This is a genomic window from Pseudoduganella chitinolytica, from assembly GCF_029028125.1.
Lineage (GTDB): Bacteria > Pseudomonadota > Gammaproteobacteria > Burkholderiales > Burkholderiaceae_D > Rugamonas > Rugamonas chitinolytica.
The window spans coordinates 920,067-941,857 of the sequence record NZ_CP119083.1 but is presented as its reverse complement, the minus strand read 5'-3'; the positions used below and the strand labels follow the sequence as shown (position 1 = coordinate 941,857).

16 protein-coding genes and 1 pseudogene are annotated in these 21,791 nt (G+C 68.9%); 8 read left to right on the top strand and 9 right to left on the bottom strand.

Annotated elements, in window-relative coordinates:
• The first annotated feature begins 78 nt into the window (after positions 1–78).
• The gene (locus PX653_RS04155; protein WP_277418510.1) at positions 79–1,155 is read left to right on the top strand and encodes a substrate-binding domain-containing protein; all 1,077 of its coding nucleotides are present in this window, start codon (positions 79–81) and stop codon (positions 1,153–1,155) included.
• Positions 1,156–1,166: 11 nt separating this feature from the next.
• Positions 1,167–1,580, top strand: a complete 414-nt coding sequence (locus PX653_RS04150) for a hypothetical protein (protein WP_277416661.1) — start codon at positions 1,167–1,169, stop codon at positions 1,578–1,580.
• A 100-nt stretch (positions 1,581–1,680) separates the two neighbouring features.
• Here PX653_RS04150 and PX653_RS04145 read toward each other — a convergent pair whose 3' ends face one another.
• The 3 genes from PX653_RS04145 to PX653_RS04135 form a co-directional block, all read right to left on the bottom strand.
• Entirely contained in the window at positions 1,681–4,242 is a 2,562-nt protein-coding gene (locus PX653_RS04145; protein ID WP_277416660.1) for an excinuclease ABC subunit UvrA, read from the bottom strand.
• Positions 4,232–4,927 carry an SOS response-associated peptidase gene (locus tag PX653_RS04140; protein ID WP_277416659.1) on the bottom strand — a complete coding sequence of 232 codons (696 nt, stop codon included), beginning with the start codon at positions 4,925–4,927 and terminating at the stop codon, positions 4,232–4,234. Before PX653_RS04140 ends, PX653_RS04145 begins: the two co-directional genes overlap by 11 nt.
• Before the next feature lie 73 nt (positions 4,928–5,000).
• Positions 5,001–6,185, bottom strand: coding sequence for an alpha/beta hydrolase family protein (locus tag PX653_RS04135; RefSeq protein ID WP_277416658.1), 1,185 nt, complete (start codon positions 6,183–6,185; stop codon positions 5,001–5,003).
• A gap of 231 nt (positions 6,186–6,416) precedes the next feature.
• Between PX653_RS04135 and PX653_RS04130 the strand changes: the two genes are divergently transcribed.
• A complete protein-coding gene (locus tag PX653_RS04130) occupies positions 6,417–6,755 on the top strand; it encodes a flagellar basal body rod C-terminal domain-containing protein (protein WP_277416657.1) in 339 nt (112 codons plus the stop codon).
• Between the two features lie 85 nt (positions 6,756–6,840).
• Positions 6,841–7,530 (top strand): HAD-IA family hydrolase, encoded by a 690-nt coding sequence (locus tag PX653_RS04125; RefSeq protein ID WP_277416656.1) that lies wholly within the window; start codon positions 6,841–6,843, stop codon positions 7,528–7,530.
• 54 nt (positions 7,531–7,584) lie between these two features.
• Here the strand turns inward: PX653_RS04125 and PX653_RS04120 are convergent, their stop codons facing one another.
• Positions 7,585–8,442 (bottom strand): phytanoyl-CoA dioxygenase family protein, encoded by an 858-nt coding sequence (locus PX653_RS04120; protein WP_277416655.1) that lies wholly within the window; start codon positions 8,440–8,442, stop codon positions 7,585–7,587.
• Between the two features lie 158 nt (positions 8,443–8,600).
• Between PX653_RS04120 and PX653_RS04115 the strand changes: the two genes are divergently transcribed.
• A complete protein-coding gene (locus tag PX653_RS04115) occupies positions 8,601–10,310 on the top strand; it encodes a histidine kinase famiy protein (RefSeq protein ID WP_277416654.1) in 1,710 nt (569 codons plus the stop codon).
• A 9-nt stretch (positions 10,311–10,319) separates the two neighbouring features.
• Here the strand turns inward: PX653_RS04115 and PX653_RS04110 are convergent, their stop codons facing one another.
• Positions 10,320–10,736, bottom strand: a complete 417-nt coding sequence (locus tag PX653_RS04110) for a response regulator (protein WP_277416653.1) — start codon at positions 10,734–10,736, stop codon at positions 10,320–10,322.
• Between the two features lie 126 nt (positions 10,737–10,862).
• Between PX653_RS04110 and PX653_RS04105 the strand changes: the two genes are divergently transcribed.
• Positions 10,863–11,540 (top strand): phosphoribosyltransferase, encoded by a 678-nt coding sequence (locus PX653_RS04105; protein WP_277416652.1) that lies wholly within the window; start codon positions 10,863–10,865, stop codon positions 11,538–11,540.
• On the opposite strand, the gene PX653_RS04100 is transcribed toward PX653_RS04105, so the two are convergent.
• The 4 genes and pseudogenes from PX653_RS04100 to PX653_RS04085 form a co-directional block, all read right to left on the bottom strand.
• Positions 11,503–12,390 carry a ZIP family metal transporter gene (locus PX653_RS04100; protein ID WP_277416651.1) on the bottom strand — a complete coding sequence of 296 codons (888 nt, stop codon included), beginning with the start codon at positions 12,388–12,390 and terminating at the stop codon, positions 11,503–11,505. The genes PX653_RS04105 and PX653_RS04100 overlap by 38 nt on opposite strands.
• A gap of 2 nt (positions 12,391–12,392) precedes the next feature.
• On the bottom strand, positions 12,393–13,346 hold the full coding sequence (locus PX653_RS04095) for a manganese catalase family protein (protein WP_277416650.1): 954 nt from the start codon (positions 13,344–13,346) through the stop codon (positions 12,393–12,395).
• A 180-nt stretch (positions 13,347–13,526) separates the two neighbouring features.
• Entirely contained in the window at positions 13,527–14,567 is a 1,041-nt protein-coding gene (locus PX653_RS04090) for a chemotaxis protein CheB (RefSeq protein ID WP_277416649.1), read from the bottom strand.
• An 89-nt stretch (positions 14,568–14,656) separates the two neighbouring features.
• Positions 14,657–18,804 (bottom strand): annotated as a pseudogene (locus tag PX653_RS04085) (CheR family methyltransferase).
• A 258-nt stretch (positions 18,805–19,062) separates the two neighbouring features.
• Between PX653_RS04085 and PX653_RS04080 the strand changes: the two are divergent.
• The gene (locus PX653_RS04080; RefSeq protein WP_277416648.1) at positions 19,063–20,217 is read left to right on the top strand and encodes an acyl-CoA dehydrogenase family protein; all 1,155 of its coding nucleotides are present in this window, start codon (positions 19,063–19,065) and stop codon (positions 20,215–20,217) included.
• Complete coding sequence (locus PX653_RS04075) at positions 20,210–21,784, top strand: class I adenylate-forming enzyme family protein (protein ID WP_277416647.1); 1,575 nt, start codon at positions 20,210–20,212, stop codon at positions 21,782–21,784. The genes PX653_RS04080 and PX653_RS04075 overlap by 8 nt, the downstream gene beginning before the upstream one ends.
• Positions 21,785–21,791: the final 7 nt, after the last annotated feature.

Here is a 21,791-nt window from a genome sequence, read left to right as displayed (position 1 = left end):
CGGATTCGGGACGAGTGCTGCCCATCAGGCGGAGCGTATCACGCGCGTACGGCGGCTGAAATATGCTATTTTGTGCATATGTTCAGAGTGAAGATTCATCCGCAGTGGGAAATCAGCGTGCGCGCCGACCGAGCGCTCGACACGGCCGCGCTGCTGGCGTTGCTGAAGGAGATCCAGGAGACCGGATCGATCGCCCGGGCCGCGAAAGCCGTGCGCCTGTCGTACCGCTACGCCTGGGGCCTGCTGCGCGAGGCCGAGGGGCAGTTCGGCCAGGCGCTGCTGGCCACGGGCCGCGGCCGTGGCACCAGCCTGACGGCGCTGGCACAAAAGCTGGTGTGGGCGGACCGCCGCATCGCCGCGCGCCTGTCGCCCACGCTGGAAAGTCTCGCGTCGGAGCTGGAAGGCGAGTTGGGCAAGATGGTGGCGGGCGAGCCGCGCGCACTCCGCCTGGATGCCAGCCATGGCTTTGCCGTGGCGGCGTTGACGCAACACCTGCACACGCTGCAGCTGCCCGTGGAGCTGCGCTACCGCAACAGCACGGATGCGCTGGCGGCCCTGGCCCGCGGCGAGTGCGACCTGGCGGGCTTCCACGTACCCGTCGGCCCGTTCGAGCAGCCCTTCGTCGCCGCCTGCCAGCGCTGGCTCGATCCCGCGCGCCATTGCGTGCTGCACCTGGCGGTGCGCGAGCAGGGCCTGTTCGTCGCGCCCGGCAATCCGCGCGGCATCCGTGGCCTGGCCGACCTGGCGGCGCCCGGCGTGCGCTTCGTCAACCGCCAGACCGGCTCCGGCACCCGGCTGCTGCTGGAAATGCTGCTGGCCGAAGCCGGCATCGCGCCCACGGCGATCAACGGCTTCGGCAGCGCCGAGTTCACGCACAGCGCCGTCGCCGCCTACATCGCCAGCGGCATGGCCGACGTGGGCCTGGGCGTGCGCACGGCCGCCGAGCGCTTCGGCCTGGAATTCCTGCCGCTGCTGCGCGAACGCTACTTCCTGGCGCTGCCGTGCGCCGCCGCGGGCGAGTCGCCGGTGCGCGACCTGGTCGCCGTGCTGCGCTCGCCCGCCTGCCACGCGCTGATCGACGCGCTGCCCGGCTATGACGCCGGTGCCACGGGCTCGATGCAGACCCTGGCCGAGGCATTCGGCGTGACAGCCTGACGGAGTGGCTCATGCACGACCCCGGACTGTTCCGCCAACTGGCCGCCGCGCTGCAAGGCGGCGTGCTGCTTGCGCTGCTGCTGCACGCACTGGCGCTGGTACCGCAGTGGCGCGCCCGCTACTTCAACCCGCGCTTCGTCAACGTCGGCGCGCTGGGCCTGCTGCTGGGCGTGGTGCACGGCTGCGTCATCATGCTGGCGCAGCGTACGCCACCGGTGGCCGGCGCCGACGTCATGGTGACGTGGGGCCTGACGGTGGCGATCCTGCTCAACGCGATCGTCGCGGTACAGAACCTGCTGGCGGTGCACGCGCTGGTGCACCTGCACCGGCCCAGCGCCATCGTGGCGCAGTGGTTGCGCGGGGCGGTGATGCCGATGGTGTGGGGCAGCGCCGGGTTGGGGGTGGTGGCGTATTTTGCGTTGTGAGGACGGGAGAGGAAGCCCGCGGTGCGACGCCTGGATGGGAATCTATCCGGTATGCCGGTGCCGGCGAGAAAAACCAGGGTCAGTCCCGCAGGGACAGACCCTAGCCCTGGGACGCCGCGCGTGAGGGGCGCTCGGTGCCGCCAGAGCCGCCCAGGAACCGCCGCAAATAAGGCGCCGTCCGGCTCTCCTTGCTGCGCGCCACCTGCGCCGGCGGCCCGGCCGCGACAACAGTGCCACCCTCCTCGCCGGCACCCGGGCCGATGTCGATGACCCAGTCGCTGGCGGCCACCACGCGCATGTCGTGCTCCACCGCGACGACCGTGTTGCCCGCGTCGACCAGCTTTTGCAACTGCACGATCAGCCGCTCCACGTCCGCCGGGTGCAGGCCCGTGGTGGGCTCGTCCAGCACGTACAGCGTGTCGCCGCGCGAGGCGCGTTGCAGCTCGGTGGCCAGCTTGATGCGCTGCGCCTCGCCGCCGGACAGCTCCGTGGCCGGCTGCCCCAGGCGCAGGTAGCCCAGTCCCACTTCACGCAGCACGTCGAGCGCCCGGTGCAGCGGCGCTTCGTCGGCAAAGAATTCCCAGGCGGCGTCCACCGTCATGCCCAGCACCTCGGCGATGTTGCGCTCGCGGTACGTCACCTCCAGCGTCTTGGCGTTGTAGCGGGCGCCCGCGCAGACGGGGCATGGCGCATACACGCTGGGCAGGAACAGCAGTTCGACCATGACGAAACCTTCGCCCTCGCAGTTGTCGCAGCGGCCCTTGGCGACATTGAACGAGAACCGGCCGGCATCGTAGCGGCGTGCCTTGGCCGTCTTGGTCGCGGCGAACAGCTTGCGCACGTGGTCGAACAGGCCCGTGTACGTGGCCAGGTTCGAGCGCGGCGTGCGGCCGATCGGCTTCTGGTCCACCCGCACCATGCGGCGCACATACTCCAGTCCCCCGACAATGCGGCCCTCGAGCGGCAGCTCGACGGTGCGCTCCAGCTCCTCGCCCTCTTCCGGTTCGGCCGCCACGTCGTGCCCCAGCGCGCGCGCCACCAGCTCCACCAGCACCTGGCTGACGAGGCTCGACTTGCCGGAACCGGAAACACCCGTCACCGTCGTGAAGACGCTAAGCGGGAACGCCGCATCGAGCCGGTGCAGGTTGTTGCGCGTGACGTCCTGCAGTGTCAGCCAGCGTGCCGGTTCGCGCACGGCGCGTGCTGGCGGTGCTTCTTGCGGGAACAGGTAGCGCCGCGTTTGCGAGGCCGGCACCTCCCGCAGCCCGTCCGGCTCGCCGCTGTACAGCACTGCGCCGCCACCCTCGCCGGCCGCCGGGCCCACGTCCACGATCCAGTCGGCGTGGCGGATCACGTCCAGCGCATGTTCGACGACGAACAGCGAATTGCCGGATGCCTTCAGCCGGTCCATCGCGCGCAGCAGCGCCACCGTGTCGGCCGGGTGCAGGCCGGCCGACGGCTCGTCCAGCACGTAGACGACGCCGAACAGGTTCGAGCGCACCTGCGTGGCCAGGCGCAGCCGCTGCAGCTCGCCCGGCGACAGGGTCGGCGTGCTGCGGTCCAGGGTGAGGTAGCCGAGGCCCAGGTCCAGCAGCACGTCCAGCCGGGCCAGCACGTCCTGGGCGATGCGCTGCGTGACGATCAGTTTTTCCGGGTGCGCGGCGCGTTCCTTGGCGCTGGCCTTGGCGCTGCCGTCCGCATACGGGCGCATCGTCTGCGCCAGGCGCGCCAGCGGCAGGCGCGAGATGCCCGTGATGTCGTGGCCGGCAAACGTGACCGACAGCGATTCCGCGCGCAGCCGCTTGCCGCGACAGACGGGGCACTCGTTGCTGACCATGTAGCGCGCCACCCGCTTCTTCATCGACGCGCTTTCCGTGTTGGCGAACGTCTGCAGCACGTACTTGCGCGCGCCCGTGAACGTGCCCTGGTAGCTGGGCGGGTCCTTGCGCTTCAGGGCCCGCTTGGTCTCCTCCGGGGTCAGGCCGGCATAGACAGGCACCGTGGGCGTCTCGTCCGTGTACAGGATCCAGTCGCGGTCCTTCTTCGGCAGGTCGCGCCAGGGGGTGTCGACGTCGTAGCCCAGGGTGACGAGGATATCGCGCAGGTTCTGGCCGTGCCAAGCGGGCGGCCAGGCGGCGACGGCCCGCTCGCGGATCGTCAGCGTATCGTCCGGCACCATCGACTGCTCCGTCACCTCGTACACCCGGCCCAGGCCATGGCACTCGGGGCAGGCGCCTTCGGGCGTGTTGGGCGAGAACGACTCCGCGTACAGCAGCTCCTGCCCCGCCGGGTAGTCGCCGGCACGCGAGTACAGCATGCGCAGGGAGTTCGACAAGGTGGTGACGCTGCCGACCGACGAGCGCGTCGTCGGCGAGCCGCGCTGCTGCTGCAATGCCACCGCGGGCGGCAGGCCGTCGATCTCGTCCACCTGCGGCACCGGCATCTGGTGGAACAGGCGGCGCGCATAGGGCGACACCGATTCCAGGTAGCGCCGCTGCGCCTCCGCATACAGGGTACCGAACGCCAGCGACGACTTGCCGGAGCCGGACACGCCGGTAAAGACGACCAGCGCATCACGCGGGATGTCCAGGTCGACGTTCTTCAGGTTGTGTTCGCGCGCACCGCGCACCCGGACCATGCCGGGCAGGCGCTTATCGTTCATCGTCCCGCTCCAGGAGGTCGGGCAGCGGCTCGGCCAGGTGCGCACCGTCGCGCCCCGCGTAGTTCACTTCCGGGCTGACGCGGTACCACTCGAACATCTCCGGCCCCAGCGCCATCTGGCGCGCCAGCATTTCGGCCTGTTCCTTCGACAAATCCGGGTCCAGCCACGTGGCGGCATCGGCCGCGTTCAGCACGACGGGGCGGCGATCGTGCACGTCCACCATGCCGCCTTGCGCATCGGCCGTGATCAGCACGAAGCCCGACTCCGCCTTGTGTTCCTTGAACGGGCCGAAGTTGGCCAGCGCCAGCATGAAGATCGGCTCGCGGTCCTTGCGGTGGATGTGCCAGGGCTGGCGCTTGCCCTTCTCGCCCGTCCACTCGTACCAGCCATTGGCCGGCACGACGGCGCGACCCGTCTTGAGCAGCTTGCCCCAGTAGTTGTTGGTGACTTTTTCCAGGCGGGCGTTGACGCAGACGGGCAGCTTTTCGGCCGCCCAGGCGGCGCGGTAGCCCCAGTGCAGGTCGTCCATCGCCAACTGGCCGTCCTCGATGTGGAGGACAGGGCGGTAGGTGCCGGGCGCGGCGTTGTAGGTGGGCGGCGCCTCGCTGCGATAGGCAGCGTCGGCCCAGCCGAAAGCGGCGATGTAACGCCGCGCGATGTCGTTTTGGTCGAAGCGTCCGCACATGGCCCCATCATAGCAGCAGGGCCGGCGCGCTTAGCGCACCGCTGTCGTGCTTCGCCGTACAGCTTATGCCAGCTTATTCCGTGCGGCCGGTCGCCGTATTGTTGACCGGGTCCGGCGTGTCGCTCCAGACCACGTAGTCGTCCACGGTGTACAGCCGGCATGGCTGGCGGCTGGCCGACTGGCAGGCGGCCAGCGCCCGTTCGTTGACGGACTCGCCCTCTTCGGCCCAGCCCCACGCACCGCTGGCCGAGACGGCAAACGCGCGCGGCGTCTGCTTCGACAGGAAGGCGCGGTACTGCTGGCGCCCGCGCTCCGGCAGGAACGGCACGGCGGCCACGTCGTCCAGCGCGGCATAATTCGTCGGCGCCTGCGGCACCGGCTCGGCCACCGCGTAGACCTGCTCGGTCGGCATGCCGACACGCTGCAGGAAGCGCTCCACTTCCGGCAGCCAGATCGGCTGGCCGTCGCGGCTGCCCAGCATGGTGTGGGCATCGTGCTTGAAGGCGCCGTAGGCCACCAGGTCGACCCGCCCGCCGTTGCCGTTGAACGCCTCGTACAGGCGCGCCACCAGCTGCGGGCCGAAATAGCTGTCGTTGGCGCCGTACATCCACAGCGTCTCGATGCGGTTCTTGCGGCCATATTCGGCAAATGCGTTGACGAGGGCCTGCTGCCAGTCGCAGCTGCCGCCATGGACTTTCAGGCCGCCGGCGAAGTTCATCACGCCACGCACGCCCGGCAGTTCCTGGGTGGACAGCGCGACGCTGGCCAAGCCGCCATACGACTGGCCGGCGATGACGATGCGCTCGCCGTCGATCCAGTGCTGGCTGCGCGCATACGTCACGACGTCGGCGATGTCGCCGGCCTGCTGGTAGCCGTTCGCCTTCATATTGCAGCCGTAGTCCGTGTAGGTGCCGGTCGAGTGGGCAAAGCCCGTGCGCATCGGCACCATCACGGCATAGCCGCGCTTGACGAACTGCGCCGCCATGTACACGAAGCGGTCGCGCGACTGTGCCTTCGGATCGCCGGGCGACTTGCCGTGGTTGATGATCAGCAGGGGAAACGGCCCCGGCCCGTTCGGCTTGTACAGCGTCGTCTCCAGCTTCACGTCCAGCGCGGCCCCGGCCGGTACCATGATGATCTGCTCGTTCAGGCGCGTGTCGAGCGGCAGCGACTGCTGCGCGATGGCGGCGGGCACGAGGGCGCAGCTGAGGGCTGCGGCAATGGCGAACTGGCGGACGGTAGATGGAACAGCGAACATGATACGCTCGGGTTAATTTACGCAAGGCAATAACCCGATTCTGGTATCAATGTTCCCGTAACGCAATCCCAAAAGTTCAACCCTGGCTTTTTGTCATCGGACGGACCGCCCAACTGTTGCGTCAGCGCATCTGTACGGACGCGAACTGCGGCGTGGGCGCGACAGCCGACCCGGGGCGCGTGCGCTGGAGAGTTACTCAGGATAAACTAGCTTGTCCGACCGGAATCCGATATGGCGATCACTTCCCTCAGCACGGGCCTGGCCGGCCTGCAGGCGAACCAGCAAGGGCTCGCCGTCGAAGGTCACAACACCGCGAACCTGGCGACCCAGGGCTACGCGCCGCAGACGGCCAGCTTCAACGAAGCGCGGCCTGCGGGTACGGGCGTGACGCTGTCGATCGCGGCGCGCGAGCTGTCGGCCGCGCAGGACGCCGGTGGCGCCCCGTCCGGCACGGATCCCGCCACGTCGATCACGAATTCGCTGGTGTATAAACTGGGCTACAGCCTGTCCGCCAAGGTCATCCAGGCCGCCGACGAGCGCCTGGGCACGCTGATCGACATCAAGGCCTGAGCCGGCGTTATCCCCGTGTCCCGTACGCCTGAGAAATAAATGGCGATATGGCATGATCGGCCGTCTTCATCACGCAAAGCCAGGCATGCCGATTACCCACCTGATTTCCGATTGCGACGGCGTCTTGATCGACAGCGAAGCCGTCGCCCTGCAAGCCCTTGCCGACTTCCTCGTTCCCATCGCCGGGGAGCGCGACCGGCTCGTCGAACTGATCCGCCCACGTCTGGGCCTCAAGCTGGAAGCGTTGGTGCTGGGCGTTTGCGCCGAGCTGCGCCTGCCCGAGCCGACCGTGCCGGACCTGGCCGTGATGCGCGGCGTCGTCGAGGGAGAATGCGACCGCAAGGCGCAAGCCGTGCCCGGCGTGCGCGCGGCGCTCGAGGCGATCCCGCTGCCGAAGGCCGTGGCCAGCAACAGCCGCCTGATGCGGGTGCAGGGACTGCTGGAACGTACCGGGCTGATCTCGCTGTTCACGGGCGGGCTGTACACGGCCGACATCGCGGGCCGGCCGAAACCCGATCCGGCCGTCTACCTGACGGCCGCGGCCGGGATGGGCGCCGCGCCCGCCAACTGCGTGGTCATCGAGGACAGCGTGACGGGCGTGCACGCGGCCGTGGCGGCCGGCACCGTCGTGCTGGGTTTTACGGGCGGACCGCACAGCCCGGCAGGGCAGGCGGAGCGCCTGCTGCAGGCCGGGGCGACATTGACCTTCGGTGCGATGGAGGAATTGCCGGGGTTGGTGGAGCGCTTGCAGGGACAGCGTAGCCAACCGCGGTGACAGGCACCTGCCCTGCCGGGCAAGAGCCGGTCACCGGTGGCATCCGGGGCCGGATCAGCCCCCCATCCCCATTCGCGCCCCCGGCGACACCCCTTCCAGCAACCCGTCGATCGTATGCTCCTGCACGATCGGATCGAGCGTGTCGACCACGCGGCACGTCAGGTGGCGCCGCACCTCTTCCGGCAGGCTGTCGTAATACGGCCGCGTCAATTGCAGGTCGTGCTTCTCGGCGTTGCGCGCGTCCGGCGCGTCCACGCCCAGCACGAAGACCGGACGTGATTTATTGGACTGGTTGGCCGTGCCGCGGTGAATCGTCAGCGCCGAGCGGGCCGAGATGTCGCCCATCTGCGCCAGCTTGCGCTGGGCCAGCGCCTCGTAGCGGGGCCACAGGTCGCGTGCCGGGAACATCGGGTCGCCGCCTTCCAGCGTGTCCCACTGCGTGCCGGGGGCGATCTCGAACGGGCCCATTTCCTGCGTCACGTCCACCGTCGTGATGTTGAACGCCAGCGAATTCAGGCGACGCCCCGTCAGGGTCGCCTCGGGTGCCGCGAAGTCGCGGTGCCACGGCTGGTGCAGCGCGCCGGGGCCGGGCACGTCGAAGCCCGCCTCGACGATGCGGTAGTCGGGCCCCAGGATCGCCCGGCACACGGCCACCACCCATGGATGCGTGATGATGTCGACGAAACCGCGCAGCCGCTCGGGGTGGATTTCGACATAGAAGCGATTCGGCCCGCGCGGCAGCGCGCCGCCGGGCTGGGCAAGCGCCTGGCGGAACAGCATGTCGATGTCCTCGCCCAGCTGCTGCACCCACTCCCGTGTGAACGCGCCCTTGCAGGCGATGAAGCCGTCGCCGTACAGGCCACCCATGATGGCGGCCACGTCGTAGTGCGCCTGCGCGCCTTGACCAGTCATATGTTCCTCCGTATCGATGCCGACGGCCCACCATTGTAGTCAATCCGCCCGCGACGGGCGGCACGGCTGGCACAGGCAGTCTTTGTGTGCGGCTGCGAACAGCCGCACGCACGCGCCGCTCCTACCATGACCCTGAGCGCATCGACAAGGACACCGTTATGGCCACCGGCAATGACATCAACGACAAGAACAGGACCATCGAACACCAGGGCAACGGCCAGAGCTTCGGCGTGCTGGCCCAGGGCCAGCTGGAGGGCAATGCCGTCAGCCCGCTGGGCAATCCCGGCATGCGCCACTGGCAGGCCACGTTCATCGGCGACTCCGGCCTGGACGAACGCGGCAACATCTTCTTTGCCGCCGTCGAGATGACGCGCATGCCGATGATCGTCACGGACCCGAACCAGCCCGACAATCCAATCGTGTTCGCCAACAACGCGTTCTACGACCTGACCCTGTACCGGGAAGAAGACGTCATGGGCCGCAACTGCCGCCTGCTGCAGGGCCCGGAAACGGACCCCGCCACCATCGACGAGGTGCGCCATGCCGTGCGCGAGCACCGCGCCGTCGCGGTGGATATCCTCAACTACAAGGCGGACGGCACACCGTTCTGGAACGCGCTGTTCATCGGCCCGATCTTCGACAAGCAGGGCAAGCTGCTGCACTTCTTCGCTTCGCAGATGGACATCACGCAGCGTCGCGTCTACGAGCATTCCTACTTGCAGGCGCAGAAGATGGAGGCCATCGGCCAGCTGACGGCCGGCCTGGCGCACGACTTCAACAACCTGCTGCAGGTCATCAACGGCAACCTGGAGCTGGCCCAGCGCCTGCTGGGCAACCCGCAGCAGGCCCGCGACGCCATCGGCCGCGCCCAGAAGGCGGCGATGAAGGGCGGCGCGCTGACGCAGCAACTGCTGACCTTCGCCCGCAAGCAGCGTCTCGAGCCGCGCCGCATCAACCTGAATGCGCTGGTGGTGGATTTCAGCGAGATGCTGGTGCGCACCTTGGGCGAGCACGTCCAGCTGCACCTGGACCTGCGGCCCGGCCTGCCGCCCTGCCAGCTCGATCCCACGCACCTGGAGATGGCCCTGCTGAACGTGCTGATCAACGCACGCGACGCCATGCCGCGCGGCGGCACCGTCACGGTGGGCACCTCGCTGCTGGCCGAGCCGGAGCACCGCCAGCGCCTGGGCCTGCCGCCGGGGCGCTATGTCGTGCTGTGCGTGATCGACGAGGGCGAAGGCATGCCCCCGGAAGTGCTGCGCCGCGCCACCGAGCCGTTCTTCACGACCAAGGGTCCCGGCACGGGCCTGGGCCTGGCGATGGTGCACGGCTTCGTGCAGCAGTCCCAGGGCCGCCTGGAGCTGTCCAGCGAGACGGGACGCGGCACCACGGTGCGACTGATCTTCCCCGTCGCCGACCAGCGCGAGGAGCTTATCGGCCCGGCCGCCCTGGCGCCCACGCCCCAGACGGAGCTGCCTGCCAAGGGCACCATCCTCGTGGTGGAGGACAACGACGACGTGCGCGAACTGGGCCAGGCCATGCTGATGGCGAACGGGTATCGCGTGCGGGCGGTCGCAAGCGGCGAGCAGGCGCTGCGCGTGCTGGAGGAGGAAAGCGGCATCAGCCTGCTCTTTACGGATGTGATCATGCCCGGCGGCATGGACGGCCTGGAGCTGGCCGGGCAAGTGCGCGAGCGCTGGCCACACCTGCCGATCCTGCTGACGACGGGTTACATGGAGCAGTTGCCGGGCCATGCCACCGAGAGGCTACCCGTGCTGGCGAAACCCTATCATCTGGCCGAGCTGCTGGACAAGGTCGCCGCCACCCTGAACGGACAGGTGCCGCGGGCGCATCCCGCCGCGTTGTAGCGGCCGCCGCTACCAGCCGATGGTCGGCTTGACGGCCAGCCCGTCGCCGTCCAGCTTCCACACGGGCTTGCCGGCAAATGGCGGCCGCGGCGCCCGCAGGATGTAGTCGAAGCAGCGGTGCCGGTCCAGCAGCCCCACGCCGCGCCCCAGCATGGCCAGGACGCGCATGCGTGCGCAGCCCGGGATCGTGCGCAACGCGCGGGCCAGCTGGAAGCCGTCCAGGTATTGCAGGTCCATGCCCACCACGGCCACCGATGGGAAGAAGGCGCGGGCCTTGTCCAGCGCCGAAACGCCGTCGAAGGCCAGCCGGACCGTGAAGCCGGACGTGACGAACACGCGTGCCAGCGCCTCGGCCGCCGCGCGGTCGCCGCAGGCAACCAGGATCCGGTCGCCTGGCCTGAAGGGAGAAATCAGCGTGGCAGTCATTGTCGTCTCCAGCCTGTCGTGCAGCGGCGGCGCCGGCCCGGCTGTCTTGCCTTGCCTTGCCTGCCGCCGACAGATTCATATGCGCTCCATTCTGCGCTATCCTGTCCGTTCCACCAAGGGGGCAAGATGCGCGACACTGTCAGCTTACCATTGCGCGACCGCGATCAGGCGGCTCATTTGCTGGCCGACCGCCTGGACGCGTGGCGCGGCCGCAACCCGCTCGTGCTGGCGATCCCCCGCGGTGCCGTGCCCATGGGCCGGATCGTCGCCGACCGGCTGGGCGGCCAGCTCGACGTGGTCCTGGTGCGCAAGATTGCTTCCGCCATCGATCCGGAACTGGCCGTGGGCGCCGTCGACGAGCATGGGCACCGCGAGCTGGCCCCATGGTTCCACCGGGCCCGCACCGGCATGGCATGGGTGGAACAGCAGACGGCCGAGCAGCTGGCCGTGATGCGCCAGCGCCGCGCCGCCTATGGACCGGCCGCGCCGGTGGCCGGGCGCTGCGTGATCGTGATCGACGATGGCCTGGCCACCGGTGCGACGATGGCCGCGGCCCTGCGCGCGCTGCGCGCGCAACAGCCGGAGCGGTTGATCGCCGCGGTGCCGGTGGCATCGCGCGACGCGCTGGACCTGATCGCATCGTTGTGCGACGAGACCGTGTGCCTGGCCGTGCCGGACGACTTTGTCGCCGTCAGCCGGCACTACGAACTGTTCCCCCAGGTGGACGACGCGGCCGCCATCGCGCTGCTGCGCGGCCAGGCAAGCGCTACGCCAGGGCCGTATCCAGCACCATCATCAGGATGAAGCCGAACACGACGGCGCAGGAAGCGCTGGTCGAGTTGCCATTGCGGTGCGACTCGGGCACCACGTCATGCACGATGACGAACAGCATCGCCCCGGCTGCCAGCGCCAGGCCCCACGGCAGCAGGCCGCGCGCGAACTCGATCAGCACGGCGCCGCTGACGGCGGCCACGGGCTCGATCAGCCCCGATGCAACGCCCAGCGCGCAAGAGAACAGGCGGCCGTAGCCCACGGTGCGCAGCGCCAGCGCCACCACCAGGCCCTCCGGCACGTCCTGGATGGAGATGCCCGTGGCCAGGCTGTGCGCCTTGGCAAGATCGACGCCGGCGTAGGCCACCCCGATCGCCAGCCCTTCCGGCAGGTTGTGGATGGCGACGGCCGCCACGAACAGCCAGGCCCGCTTGACCGAATCGCTGCGGGCCGGGTCGGCGCCGTCGAGCAGTGTCTCGTGGCGTGCCACCCGGTCGAGCAGCAGCACCAGGCCCATGCCCAGCAGGATACCGCCGCCCACGGTCAGGCTGGCCTCGAACGGCCCTGCCCCCGCGCCCTTGCTGGCGGCAATGGCCGGCATGACCAGCGAGAAGGCCGTCGCCGCCAGCATCACGCCGGCGCCGAAGCCCAGGAAGCCGTCGTAGGTGCGCTGCGAGAACTTCTGCGACAGCAGCACGGGCAGCGTGCCCAGCGCTGTCGCCAGCGCCGCCATGGCGCCCCCCATCAGGGCGCCATGGACGCGGCCGTCGAAGGCCTGCACTTCGCCCACGATATCATCCAGCAAAGCCAACGCGCCGGCCAGGCAGATCGCCGCCCCGAGGGCCAGGCGCAGGTTATGCGGGAACGCGCGGGCACTCTGCATGGTCAGCCTTTCGTGTAGTCGCCGTCACCGCCCGGTGCAGTCTTCGGACCGCCGCCGGCCGACGCGGAATCGATCTGGCCGGGATCGGCCATCATGCCCAGTTCAGCGCCCGTCAGCGGGTCGACGGTCGGGTTGGACTGGGTGCGCAGCGCCATCTGGTTCAGCACTTCCGCATCCTTGGCCGGCAGTTCGACGGACGATTCGCCGCCGCCACCGTCCACGCCCATCTGCTGGTCGCGGTCGGACACCACGTTCCACTTCGAGCCGCTGTTCCACGAGCCGGCGATTTCCGGGCCGCCCTGCGACATGTTGAAGTACACGCTGGCGAACTCCGGCCGGCCCGCCAGTTTGCCCGGAGGGAAGTTCGGCTGGATCGAGTACAGGGCCTTCTCGAACGATTTCTGGTGCGCGATCTCGCGCGTCATCAGGAAGCCCAGCGCTTCCTTCACGCCCGGGTCGTCCGTCAGGTTGATCAGGCGCTCATAGACGATCTTGGCGCGTGCCTCGGCCGCGATATTCGAGCGCAGGTCGGCGGTCGGCTCGGAAATGCTGTCGATGTACGCTGCGGTCCAGGGCACGCCGGCCGAGTTGGTCAGCGGTGCGCCCGCGCCATACAGCACCTGCGTGATGTGGCTGTCGTTGCCAGCCCCCGTGATCTTGCGGTACAGCTCGCCTTCTTCCTCGACGCCCTCCGCCAGCGCGCCCTTGGCGCCCTTGTTCAGCATGACGACGATATTGCCGATCACCTCCAGGTGCGACAGCTCCTCGGTGGCGATGTCGAACAGCATGTCCTTGCGGCCTGGATCGTCCTCGGCCACGGCCTGGGTGAAGTAACGCATGGCCGCGGCGAGCTCGCCCTGCGGGCCGCCGAACTGCTCGAGCATCAGGTTGGCCAGGCCCGGGTTGGGGCCGCTGACGCGGACGGTGTACTGGAGACGCTTATTGTGTGCAAACATTCGTGATTCCTCCTGACGGTTGGCGTTGAAGAGGCACGGCACGGCACCGGCGGTAAGCCGGCGCGCGCTGGCACCTGGCGCAATGATCGCCCGCACAGGCCGACGCAGCTATAGGAGTGTTCCGTCGCTTCTTGTAGGACATCTCCAGGCAGGATTGCAACAATTTCTACAGTAAAAAAGTCAAGCCGACTCGAGCGCGCCGTCGGCCACATGACGGGCCGTGATCAGCCGATGCAGCACCTCGGCGCTGCGCTGCGCCTCGGCGGCCTGCTGCACGTGATCGAGCGCCGCCTTGGCCTGGCCTGCCTGCACGGCATCCTCGGCCATCTGGCGCAACAGCTTTTCCTTTTCGTGCAGGGCGCGCAGCGCGGACGACAACGCGTCCTCGACCAGGCGGTCCTGCAGCGACGCCAGCGTCTGCTCGGTCAACGCATGGCCCGTGTGGCAGCGGTAGCGCTTCAAGCCGGGGCTGCGCACTTCCCACAAGGTGCCCTGACACTCGGGGCACGTGAAGGTGGATGGCGTCGCTATCCTTGCAAGGCTGTCCATATCGCTTCCTTTGCCGGCATACCGGTTTTCCAGCTGAATCCATTCGGGGGTCGGCGTCGCCGCGGGGACTGCCGGCACCGCGCCGCCGACCATCTGGGTCAACGCGCCCGCGATCTCGGGCAGGCGCAACACTTTGTCGACGTCGACGTGCTGCAGCGCACTGGCCGGCATCGACGGCGCCACCGCATCCTCCGGCAATTGCACGACGGCGCGGCCGCCGCAGGTCTTGATCGACAGCAGGCCCATCGTGCCATCGTCGAGCTGGCCGGTCAGCACCACGCCGGTGGCGCGCGGCCCGTAGGCCGCCGCGGCCGAGCGGAACAGCACGTCGATCGCGGGCCGGCAGTAGTTTTCCTTCGGCCCCCGCGTCAGCACGGCCCGGCAGCCGGCACCGGTGCGCTCCACCATCAGGTGCTGGCCCGGCGGCGCCACGAGGATGCGCCCGGCCAGGACGGGTTCGCCGTCGCGGGCGTGGCGCAGCGGCATCCGGGCCACCCGCGCCAGCAGCGCCGGCAACAGGCTCTCGCCCTCCGCCGTGTGCATGACGATCAACACGGCGGCGGGCAGGCCCAGCGGCAGGCCGGCAATCACGGTCTGCAGCGCGTGCAGGCCGCCGGTGGAGGTGCCGATGACGATGGCCTCATCGGCTGGCACGGTAGTCAGTTCGATCATGACAGCGATTATTGCCAACGCCGTCCGCGCGCTCGGTGCGCCAGTGCACGCAGCGGCGCATGCACCAACGCACCGGGGTCAGCCGCGCATCAGCCCGGCTGGCACGGCAACAGCCGCGCGATCTTGGCGCACAGCAGCTCGATCTCGACCGGCTTGGTGATGTGGTCGGAGAAGCCGGCCGCCAGCGCGGCCTGCACATCCTTGTCACGGCCCAGGCCACTGGCTGCGATTGCCGGCAGGTCGTGCAGCGCCGGGATCGCGCGCAAGGCCCGGATGAACTCGAACCCGTCCATGTCCGGCATCGACAGGTCGGAGATGACGAGGTCGATCTCGCGGTTCCCCAGCACCACCAGGCCGTCGCGCGCCTTGGTTGCCACGCTGACGGTGGCGCCCTCCAGTTCCAGCAAGGTCTGGAAGACGTACGCAGAATCCTCCATGTCGTCCACCAGCAAGATACGCCGGCCCGCCACGCAGGAGGACAACTGCGCGCCCGCTTCGTGCTGCGTCGGCAGCGTCTCCTGCGACAAGGGCAGCCACAGGCTGAACCGGCTGCCGGTGCCGACACCGGCCGAGGTAGCCTCGACCCGGCCGCCATGCAGCTCGACGATCTGGCGCACCAGCGCCAGGCCGATACCCAGCCCCGCCTTGTTGCGCACCGCCTTGGCGCCGCCCTGGCGGAACATCTGGAACACCTGCGGCAGGAACTCGGCCGAGATGCCCGCACCCGTGTCGGTCACGTCGAGCCGGGCCAAGCCGTCGTCCTGGCTCAGCACCACCGTTACCGTGCCGCCGGCCGGCGTGAACTTGATCGCATTGCTGAGCAGGTTCAGCACCACCTGCTCGATCCGGACCGGGTCGGCCGAGACGATCAGCGGCGTGTCGTATGGCGTGAAGCGCACGTCCAGGCTGTTCACCATCGGGTCCGTGCGGACCACGTCCATCAGCTTGGCCGTGATATCGCCCAGGTCAACTTCCTGGCGGTTGAGCGACAACTTGCCAGTGGAAAGGCGCGACATGTCGAGCAGGTCGTCGATGATCTTGGCCTGGCTGCCGACGGCATTGCGGATCACCGCGACGGCGCGCGCCGCCGCAGGCGTCTCACGCACCGGCGGCAGGCGCGACATCAGCTCGGCGTTGATATAGATCAGGTTGAGCGGGTGGCGCAGCTCGTGCGACATCACAGCCAGGAACTCGTCCTTCAGCGCACTGTCCATCTCGGCCTGCGAGCGCACCGCCTGCTCGTTCGACAGCGCCGCCTCGCGCTGCGATTCGATCTGCACCCGATGCGTCTGGTCGCGGGCGATCTTGGCATAACCGTAGAACTCGCCGTTGCGCAGCGGCGTCGTCACGCCCACGCAGAAGAAGCGGCTGCCGTCCTTGCGCATGTGCCAGCGCTCGTCCTCGGCGCGCCCTTCGGCCCGGGCCCGCGCCCGTTCCTCGGCGGGCACGCCGGCAGCCAGGTCTTCCGGCGTGAAGATGAAGTCCAGCTCGCGCCCCATCACCTCATCCTCCGTGTAGCCGAAGTTGCGCTCGGCGCCCTTGTTCCAGCCCGTCACGCGGCCTTGTGGATCGATCGTGATGATGGCGTAGTCGTGCGTGCTTTCGGCCACCAGGCGCATCCATTCCTCGCCCTTGCGCAACTGCGCTTCGGCCTCACGCCGGCCCGTGATGTCGAAGAACGTCATCACGGCGCCCTCGATCCGGTCCTCCGTCGTGCGGTAAGGCAGCAGCCGGACGATATAGTGGCGGCCGTCGTTGCTGCGCACTTCGCGTTCCACCAGGCGCAGCGTCTCGAACGTGGCCGAGACGTCGTCCGCCAGCTGGTCGTAGTCGAGCCGGTGGGTGATGTCCAGCAGCGAGCGGCCGATGTCGGTCGGGATGATGGAAAACACGTCGGCCGCGCGCGGCGTGAAGCGCTTGATGCGCATGGACCGGTCGACGAAGATCGTGGCGATGTTGGTGGAGGCGATCAGGTTGTTCAGGTCGTCGTTGGCCTTGCCCGTTTCCTCGACCTTGACCTTCAACTCGTAATTGACGGTGATCAGCTCTTCGTTGACGGACTGCAGCTCTTCCTTGCTGGTCTCCAACTCCTCGGTGGCCGAGCGCAGCTCTTCGTTGATCGCCTGCAACTCCTCGTTGGAGGCGCGCAGCTCCTCGTTCGACACCTCCGAGTGCTCGATGGTTTCCTGCAGCTTTTCCTTGCTGCGCTGCAGTTCCTGTTCCAGCTGGTGCAGCACCAGGTCCTTGTGCTCGGCCTGTACCGAGGCCGGTTCGCTGTTCATCGACTGCTCGGTTTCCTCGAACAACACCAGCACAAAATCGCTGTTGGCGGCCTCGTCGGCAAACGGGCGCACGATGATGTTGACGAAGTAGGCCTGCTCGTCGCGCCGTACCAGCACGCGCTGGCCCTCGACGCTGTTGCCGGTCTGCAGGGCCTGGTACAGCGCGCTGCGCAGTTCCAGCCGCAGTTCCGGCAGCACCAGGTGCAGGATGCTGCGCGAGGGTTCGCCGCCCACGTGGCGCAGGAAGCGCCCCGCCGTGTCCGACATGTGCACGATGTTCGAATCGCGGTCGACGATGACGGACGGCGGCGCGAACTTGGTCAGGGCGCGCTGGTGCACGTCCGCGTACGAGAATGCCCGCCGCACAGTGCCGCCCGCGTTGCCCAGCTCGGGCAGGCGGGCCAGCGGCGCCGTCGACAGCGCCGGCACGTAGCGGGTCGCGCGCGACAGCGGCCGGGCCCGGTAGATGCGGTTCTTCTTGTCGAACGGCACGAAGAACTCGGCGGCGGCATCAGCCGACTCGGACGAGCCCAGGAACAGGAAGCCATCCGGCTTCAGCGCCGAGTGGAACATCTCCATCACACGCAACTGCACGTCGCGGTTCAGGTAGATCAGCAGGTTGCGGCAGGAAATCAGGTCCAGCTTGGAGAACGGCGGGTCGCGCAGCAGGTTGTGCGAGGCGAACAGGATGCGGTCGCGCACCGACTTGCGGATGCGGTAGCGCTCGTCCTCCTTGGTGAAGAACTGGCGCAGCCGGGCCGGCGGCACGTCCATCATGATGGACGATGGGTAGACGCCGGCGCGGGCGACCGACACGGCGCTCTCGTCGATATCGGAGGCGAACACCTGGATGTCCGGCGGCTTCGGCAAACGCGAGCCTTCGTCCACCAGCAGCATCGTCAGCGAATAGGCTTCCTGGCCGGTGGCGCAGGCCGCGACCCAGGCGCGGATCTGGTCGGCGGGCGGCCGGTCACGGAACAGCTCCGGAATCACGTCGCGCTCGAGCGCCTCGAAGGCCTCGCGGTCGCGGAAGAAGTTGGTCACGCCGATCAGCATGTCCTTCAAGAGGGCCTTGAACTCGGCCGGTTCGCGCTCCAGCACCTCGGCATACGCGGACAGCGACGGCACGCCCTTGACCTGCATGCGCCGCTCGATCCGGCGCAGCACGGTGGCGCGCTTGTAGTGGCGGAAATCGTGTCCCGTGTTGGCGCACAGCATCGTGATAATCCGCTGCAGCGCCACTTCGCTGGCGGCGCGCTCGATCTCCTCGTCGGTATCGGCCGCGATGCCGCCGTCGCCATCGCCCGCCGGCGGCAGGTTGATCTGGCGCGCGTTTTCCCACAGTTCCACCAGCTTGCCCGCGATCTCCGCGGCAGGCAGGACGAAGTCGACCATGCCCGTGTCGATCGCCGCCTGCGGCATGCCGTCGTGTTCGGCGTCATCCGGGGCTTGCGCGAACGTCAGGCCCCCTGCTCCTTGATCCGTTCCAGCCCGACGGAACCGTCGGTGCCCGTGCCCGACAGCACGATGGCGAACGAGCGCTCGCGATGCACGTCGGCCAATGCCCGAAAGAAGATGTCGATGGCCACGTGCTGGCCGCGCGGGCGCTGCAGCTCGCCAACCTCCAGGTGGCCGTCGTCCATCGACAGGTGCAGGTTCGGCGCAATCACGTATACGTGGTCGGGCTCGATGGCCACGCGATGAGTGACCTGGACGACGGGCATCCGGGTCGCGCGCTGCAGCACGTTGTCGGCCGAGCTCTCGTGTTTGGGCGACAGGTGCAGGATGACGACAAACGCCATGCCGGTGCGGGCCGGCATATGCTCGAACAGGCGCAGCAGCGCCGGCAGGCCGCCGGCGGATGCACCCACCCCCACCACGGGGAAACGCAGCGTACTGGGCCTCAGTTCCGGTTCGTTGACGGGCCGGGCTTGTTCCATACTGCTGAGCGTCATTGTGCGATATCCGGTGGTCGTGGAAGTTGGAGTCTAACCGAATGATGCCATCAGGTTAAGGGGAACGTGCAGCCGTGTTGTCCTGAACAATGCGGCTACGCGCTTGCTAGTAACGCCCGCCGCCAACGGTTGACATGAGCGGCAGCGCTCGGCACACTGCCTGCCAGGCGCTTCCGGCCCGCCTCATGAGCCCGCCCGGCGGGTCGTGCGCCCGCCGGGGCCGTCTGTCCACGACGCCTGCAACTAGCGAAAGAAAACATGATCCGCGATGCCGAAACCCTCGCCCTGCTGACCGACAGCATCCGCCGCTTCGTGCGCGCGGTGCTGGTGCCGGCCGAGGCAACGGTGGCCGAGAGCGACGAGATCCCGCCCGCCATCGTGCAGCAGATGCGCGAGCTGGGGCTGTTCGGGCTGTCGATCCCGGAAGCGTATGGCGGCCTGGCTTTGCCGATGGAGGAGGAGGTGCGGGTAGCGTTCGAGCTGGCCTGGGCGTCCCCGGCGTTCCGTTCGCTGGTCGGCACCAACAACGGCATCGGCGCGCAGGGCATCGTCATCGACGGCACCGGGGAACAGAAACAGCGCTGGCTGCCCCGTCTCGCGTCGGGCGACATCATCGGCGCGTTTGCCCTGACCGAACCCGAATCGGGATCGGACGCGGCTTCGTTGCGCACCAGCGCGGTGCGCGACGGCGACCATTACGTCATCGACGGCACCAAGCGCTACATCACCAACGCACCGGAAGCCTCCATCTTCACCGTGATGGCCCGCACCGATGCCACGCGCCAGGGCGCCGGCGCCATCTCCGCCTTTGTCGTCGAACGGGGTACGCACGGGCTGTCGCTGGGCAAGACCGACCGCAAGATGGGCCAGCGCGGCGCTCACACGTGCGACGTCATCTTCGAGGACTGCCGCGTGCCCGCGGCGAACCTGATCGGCGGCGTCGAAGGCGTCGGCTTCAAGACGGCGATGAAGGTGCTGGACAAGGGCCGCCTGCACATCGCCGCCGTCTGCGTCGGCGCGGCCGAGCGCATGCTGGACGACGCCCTGACATACGCGCTGGAACGGCGCCAGTTCGGCCAGCCCATCGCCGAATTCCAGTTGATCCAGGCGATGCTGGCGGACAGCCGCACGGAGATCTACGCGGCCAAGTGCATGGTACTGGACGCGGCGCGCCGGCGCGACGAAGGCGCCGATGTCTCCACTGAAGCCTCCTGCTGCAAGCTGTTCGCGTCCGAGATGTGCGGCCGCGTGGCCGACCGCGCCGTGCAGATCCATGGCGGCGCCGGCTACATCGCCGACTACGCCGCCGAGCGTTTCTACCGCGACGTGCGCCTGTTCCGCATCTACGAGGGCACGTCGCAGATCCAGCAGCTCGTCATCGCCCGCAACATGCTGCGGGAGCGCCGTGGCTGACCCGTTGGACATCCCCGCGCTGCTGGCGGCCCTGCCATCGCGCCTGGCCGGCATCGTCCAGGCCCATGCCGCCGCCACGCCTGGCGCGCCGGCGTTGCGCGATCCGCACGCGGGTAGCGTCGATTACGCGAGCCTGTGGCAGGCGGTGCAGGACTGCGCCGCGCAACTGCGGGCGCTGGGCGTGCGGCCGGGCGACCGCGTCATGGTGGTGGGCGAAAACTGCGCCAATCTGGTCGCGCTGCTGTTTGCCGCGGGCCTGGCGGACGCGTGGATCGTCAACGTCAACGCCCGCCTGTCGGGCCCCGAAGTGGATGCACTGCGCAGCCACAGCGGCGCGCGCATCGTGCTGTACACGGCCAACGTCTCGCCGCAGGCGCAGGCACATGGCGAGCGGCATGGCGCGCCCGCCATGGCGGGACCGTTCGGACCATGGCTGGCCGGTGCGTTGAACGACGACTGCGTGCCCGAACCCGTGCATGCGGACGGTGCCGCGCAGCCGGCGGCCCTGGTCTATACGACGGGCACGACGGGCCAGCCGAAAGGGGTAATGCTGTCGCACCGGGGCCTGTTGTACGTGGCGGCCGTGTCCAGCCGGCTGCGCGGCCTGGTGCCGCACGACCGCGCGTACGGCGCGCTGCCCACGTCGCACGTGTATGGCCTGGCATCCGTCATGCTGGGCACCCTGTACGCGGGCGCCTGCCTGGTGCTGGCGCCGCGCTTCACGGCCGAAGGCCTGCTGCAGGCCCTGCGCGAAGAACGCCTGACGATCCTGCAGGGCGTGCCGGCCATGTTCGCGCGGCTGCTGGAACTGGCGGGCGACGCCCCGTCGCTGCCGAACGACCTGCGCTTCGCCTATGCGGGCGGCTCGCCGCTGACGCCCAGCCTGAAGGCGGCCGCCGAGCGCCTGCTGGGCGTGGCGCTGCACAACGGCTACGGCATGACGGAAAGCGGGCCGACCATCAGCCAGACCGACCTGGCGGCGCCGCGTGCCGACACGTCCGTGGGTTACCCCATACCTGGCGTCGCGCTACGGATCGTCGATGGCGCCGGCACGGACGTGGCGCCCGGCCAGCCGGGCGTGCTGTGGGTACGCAGCCCGGGACTGATGCTGGGCTACTACCGCGACCCGGCGCAGACGGCCGCCGCGCTGCGCCCCGGCGGCTGGCTCGATACGGGGGACATGGGCCGCCAGGACGCGGACGGCGCGCTGTTCATCGTGGGCCGCACGAAGGAGCTGATCATCCGTTCCGGCTTCAACGTCTATCCGCTCGAAGTGGAAACGGTATTGAACGCGCACCCGGCGGTGGCGCAGTCCGCCGTGGTGGGCCGTGCCTGCGCGGACGGCAACGAGGAAGTCATCGCCTACGTGGAGCCGGATGCGCGGGCCGCCCGGGCCGGGCTGGCGGCGCTGCTGGCGGCCCACGCGGCGGCGGCGCTGGCGCCGTACAAGCGGCCGGGCCGGATCGTCGTGCTGGAGGCCTTGCCGGCGGCGGCGACCGGGAAGATACTGAAGGGGCGGCTGCAGGAGATGGCGGCGCGGCTGGGGCCTGTCCCCGCAGGGGACTGACCCCGAA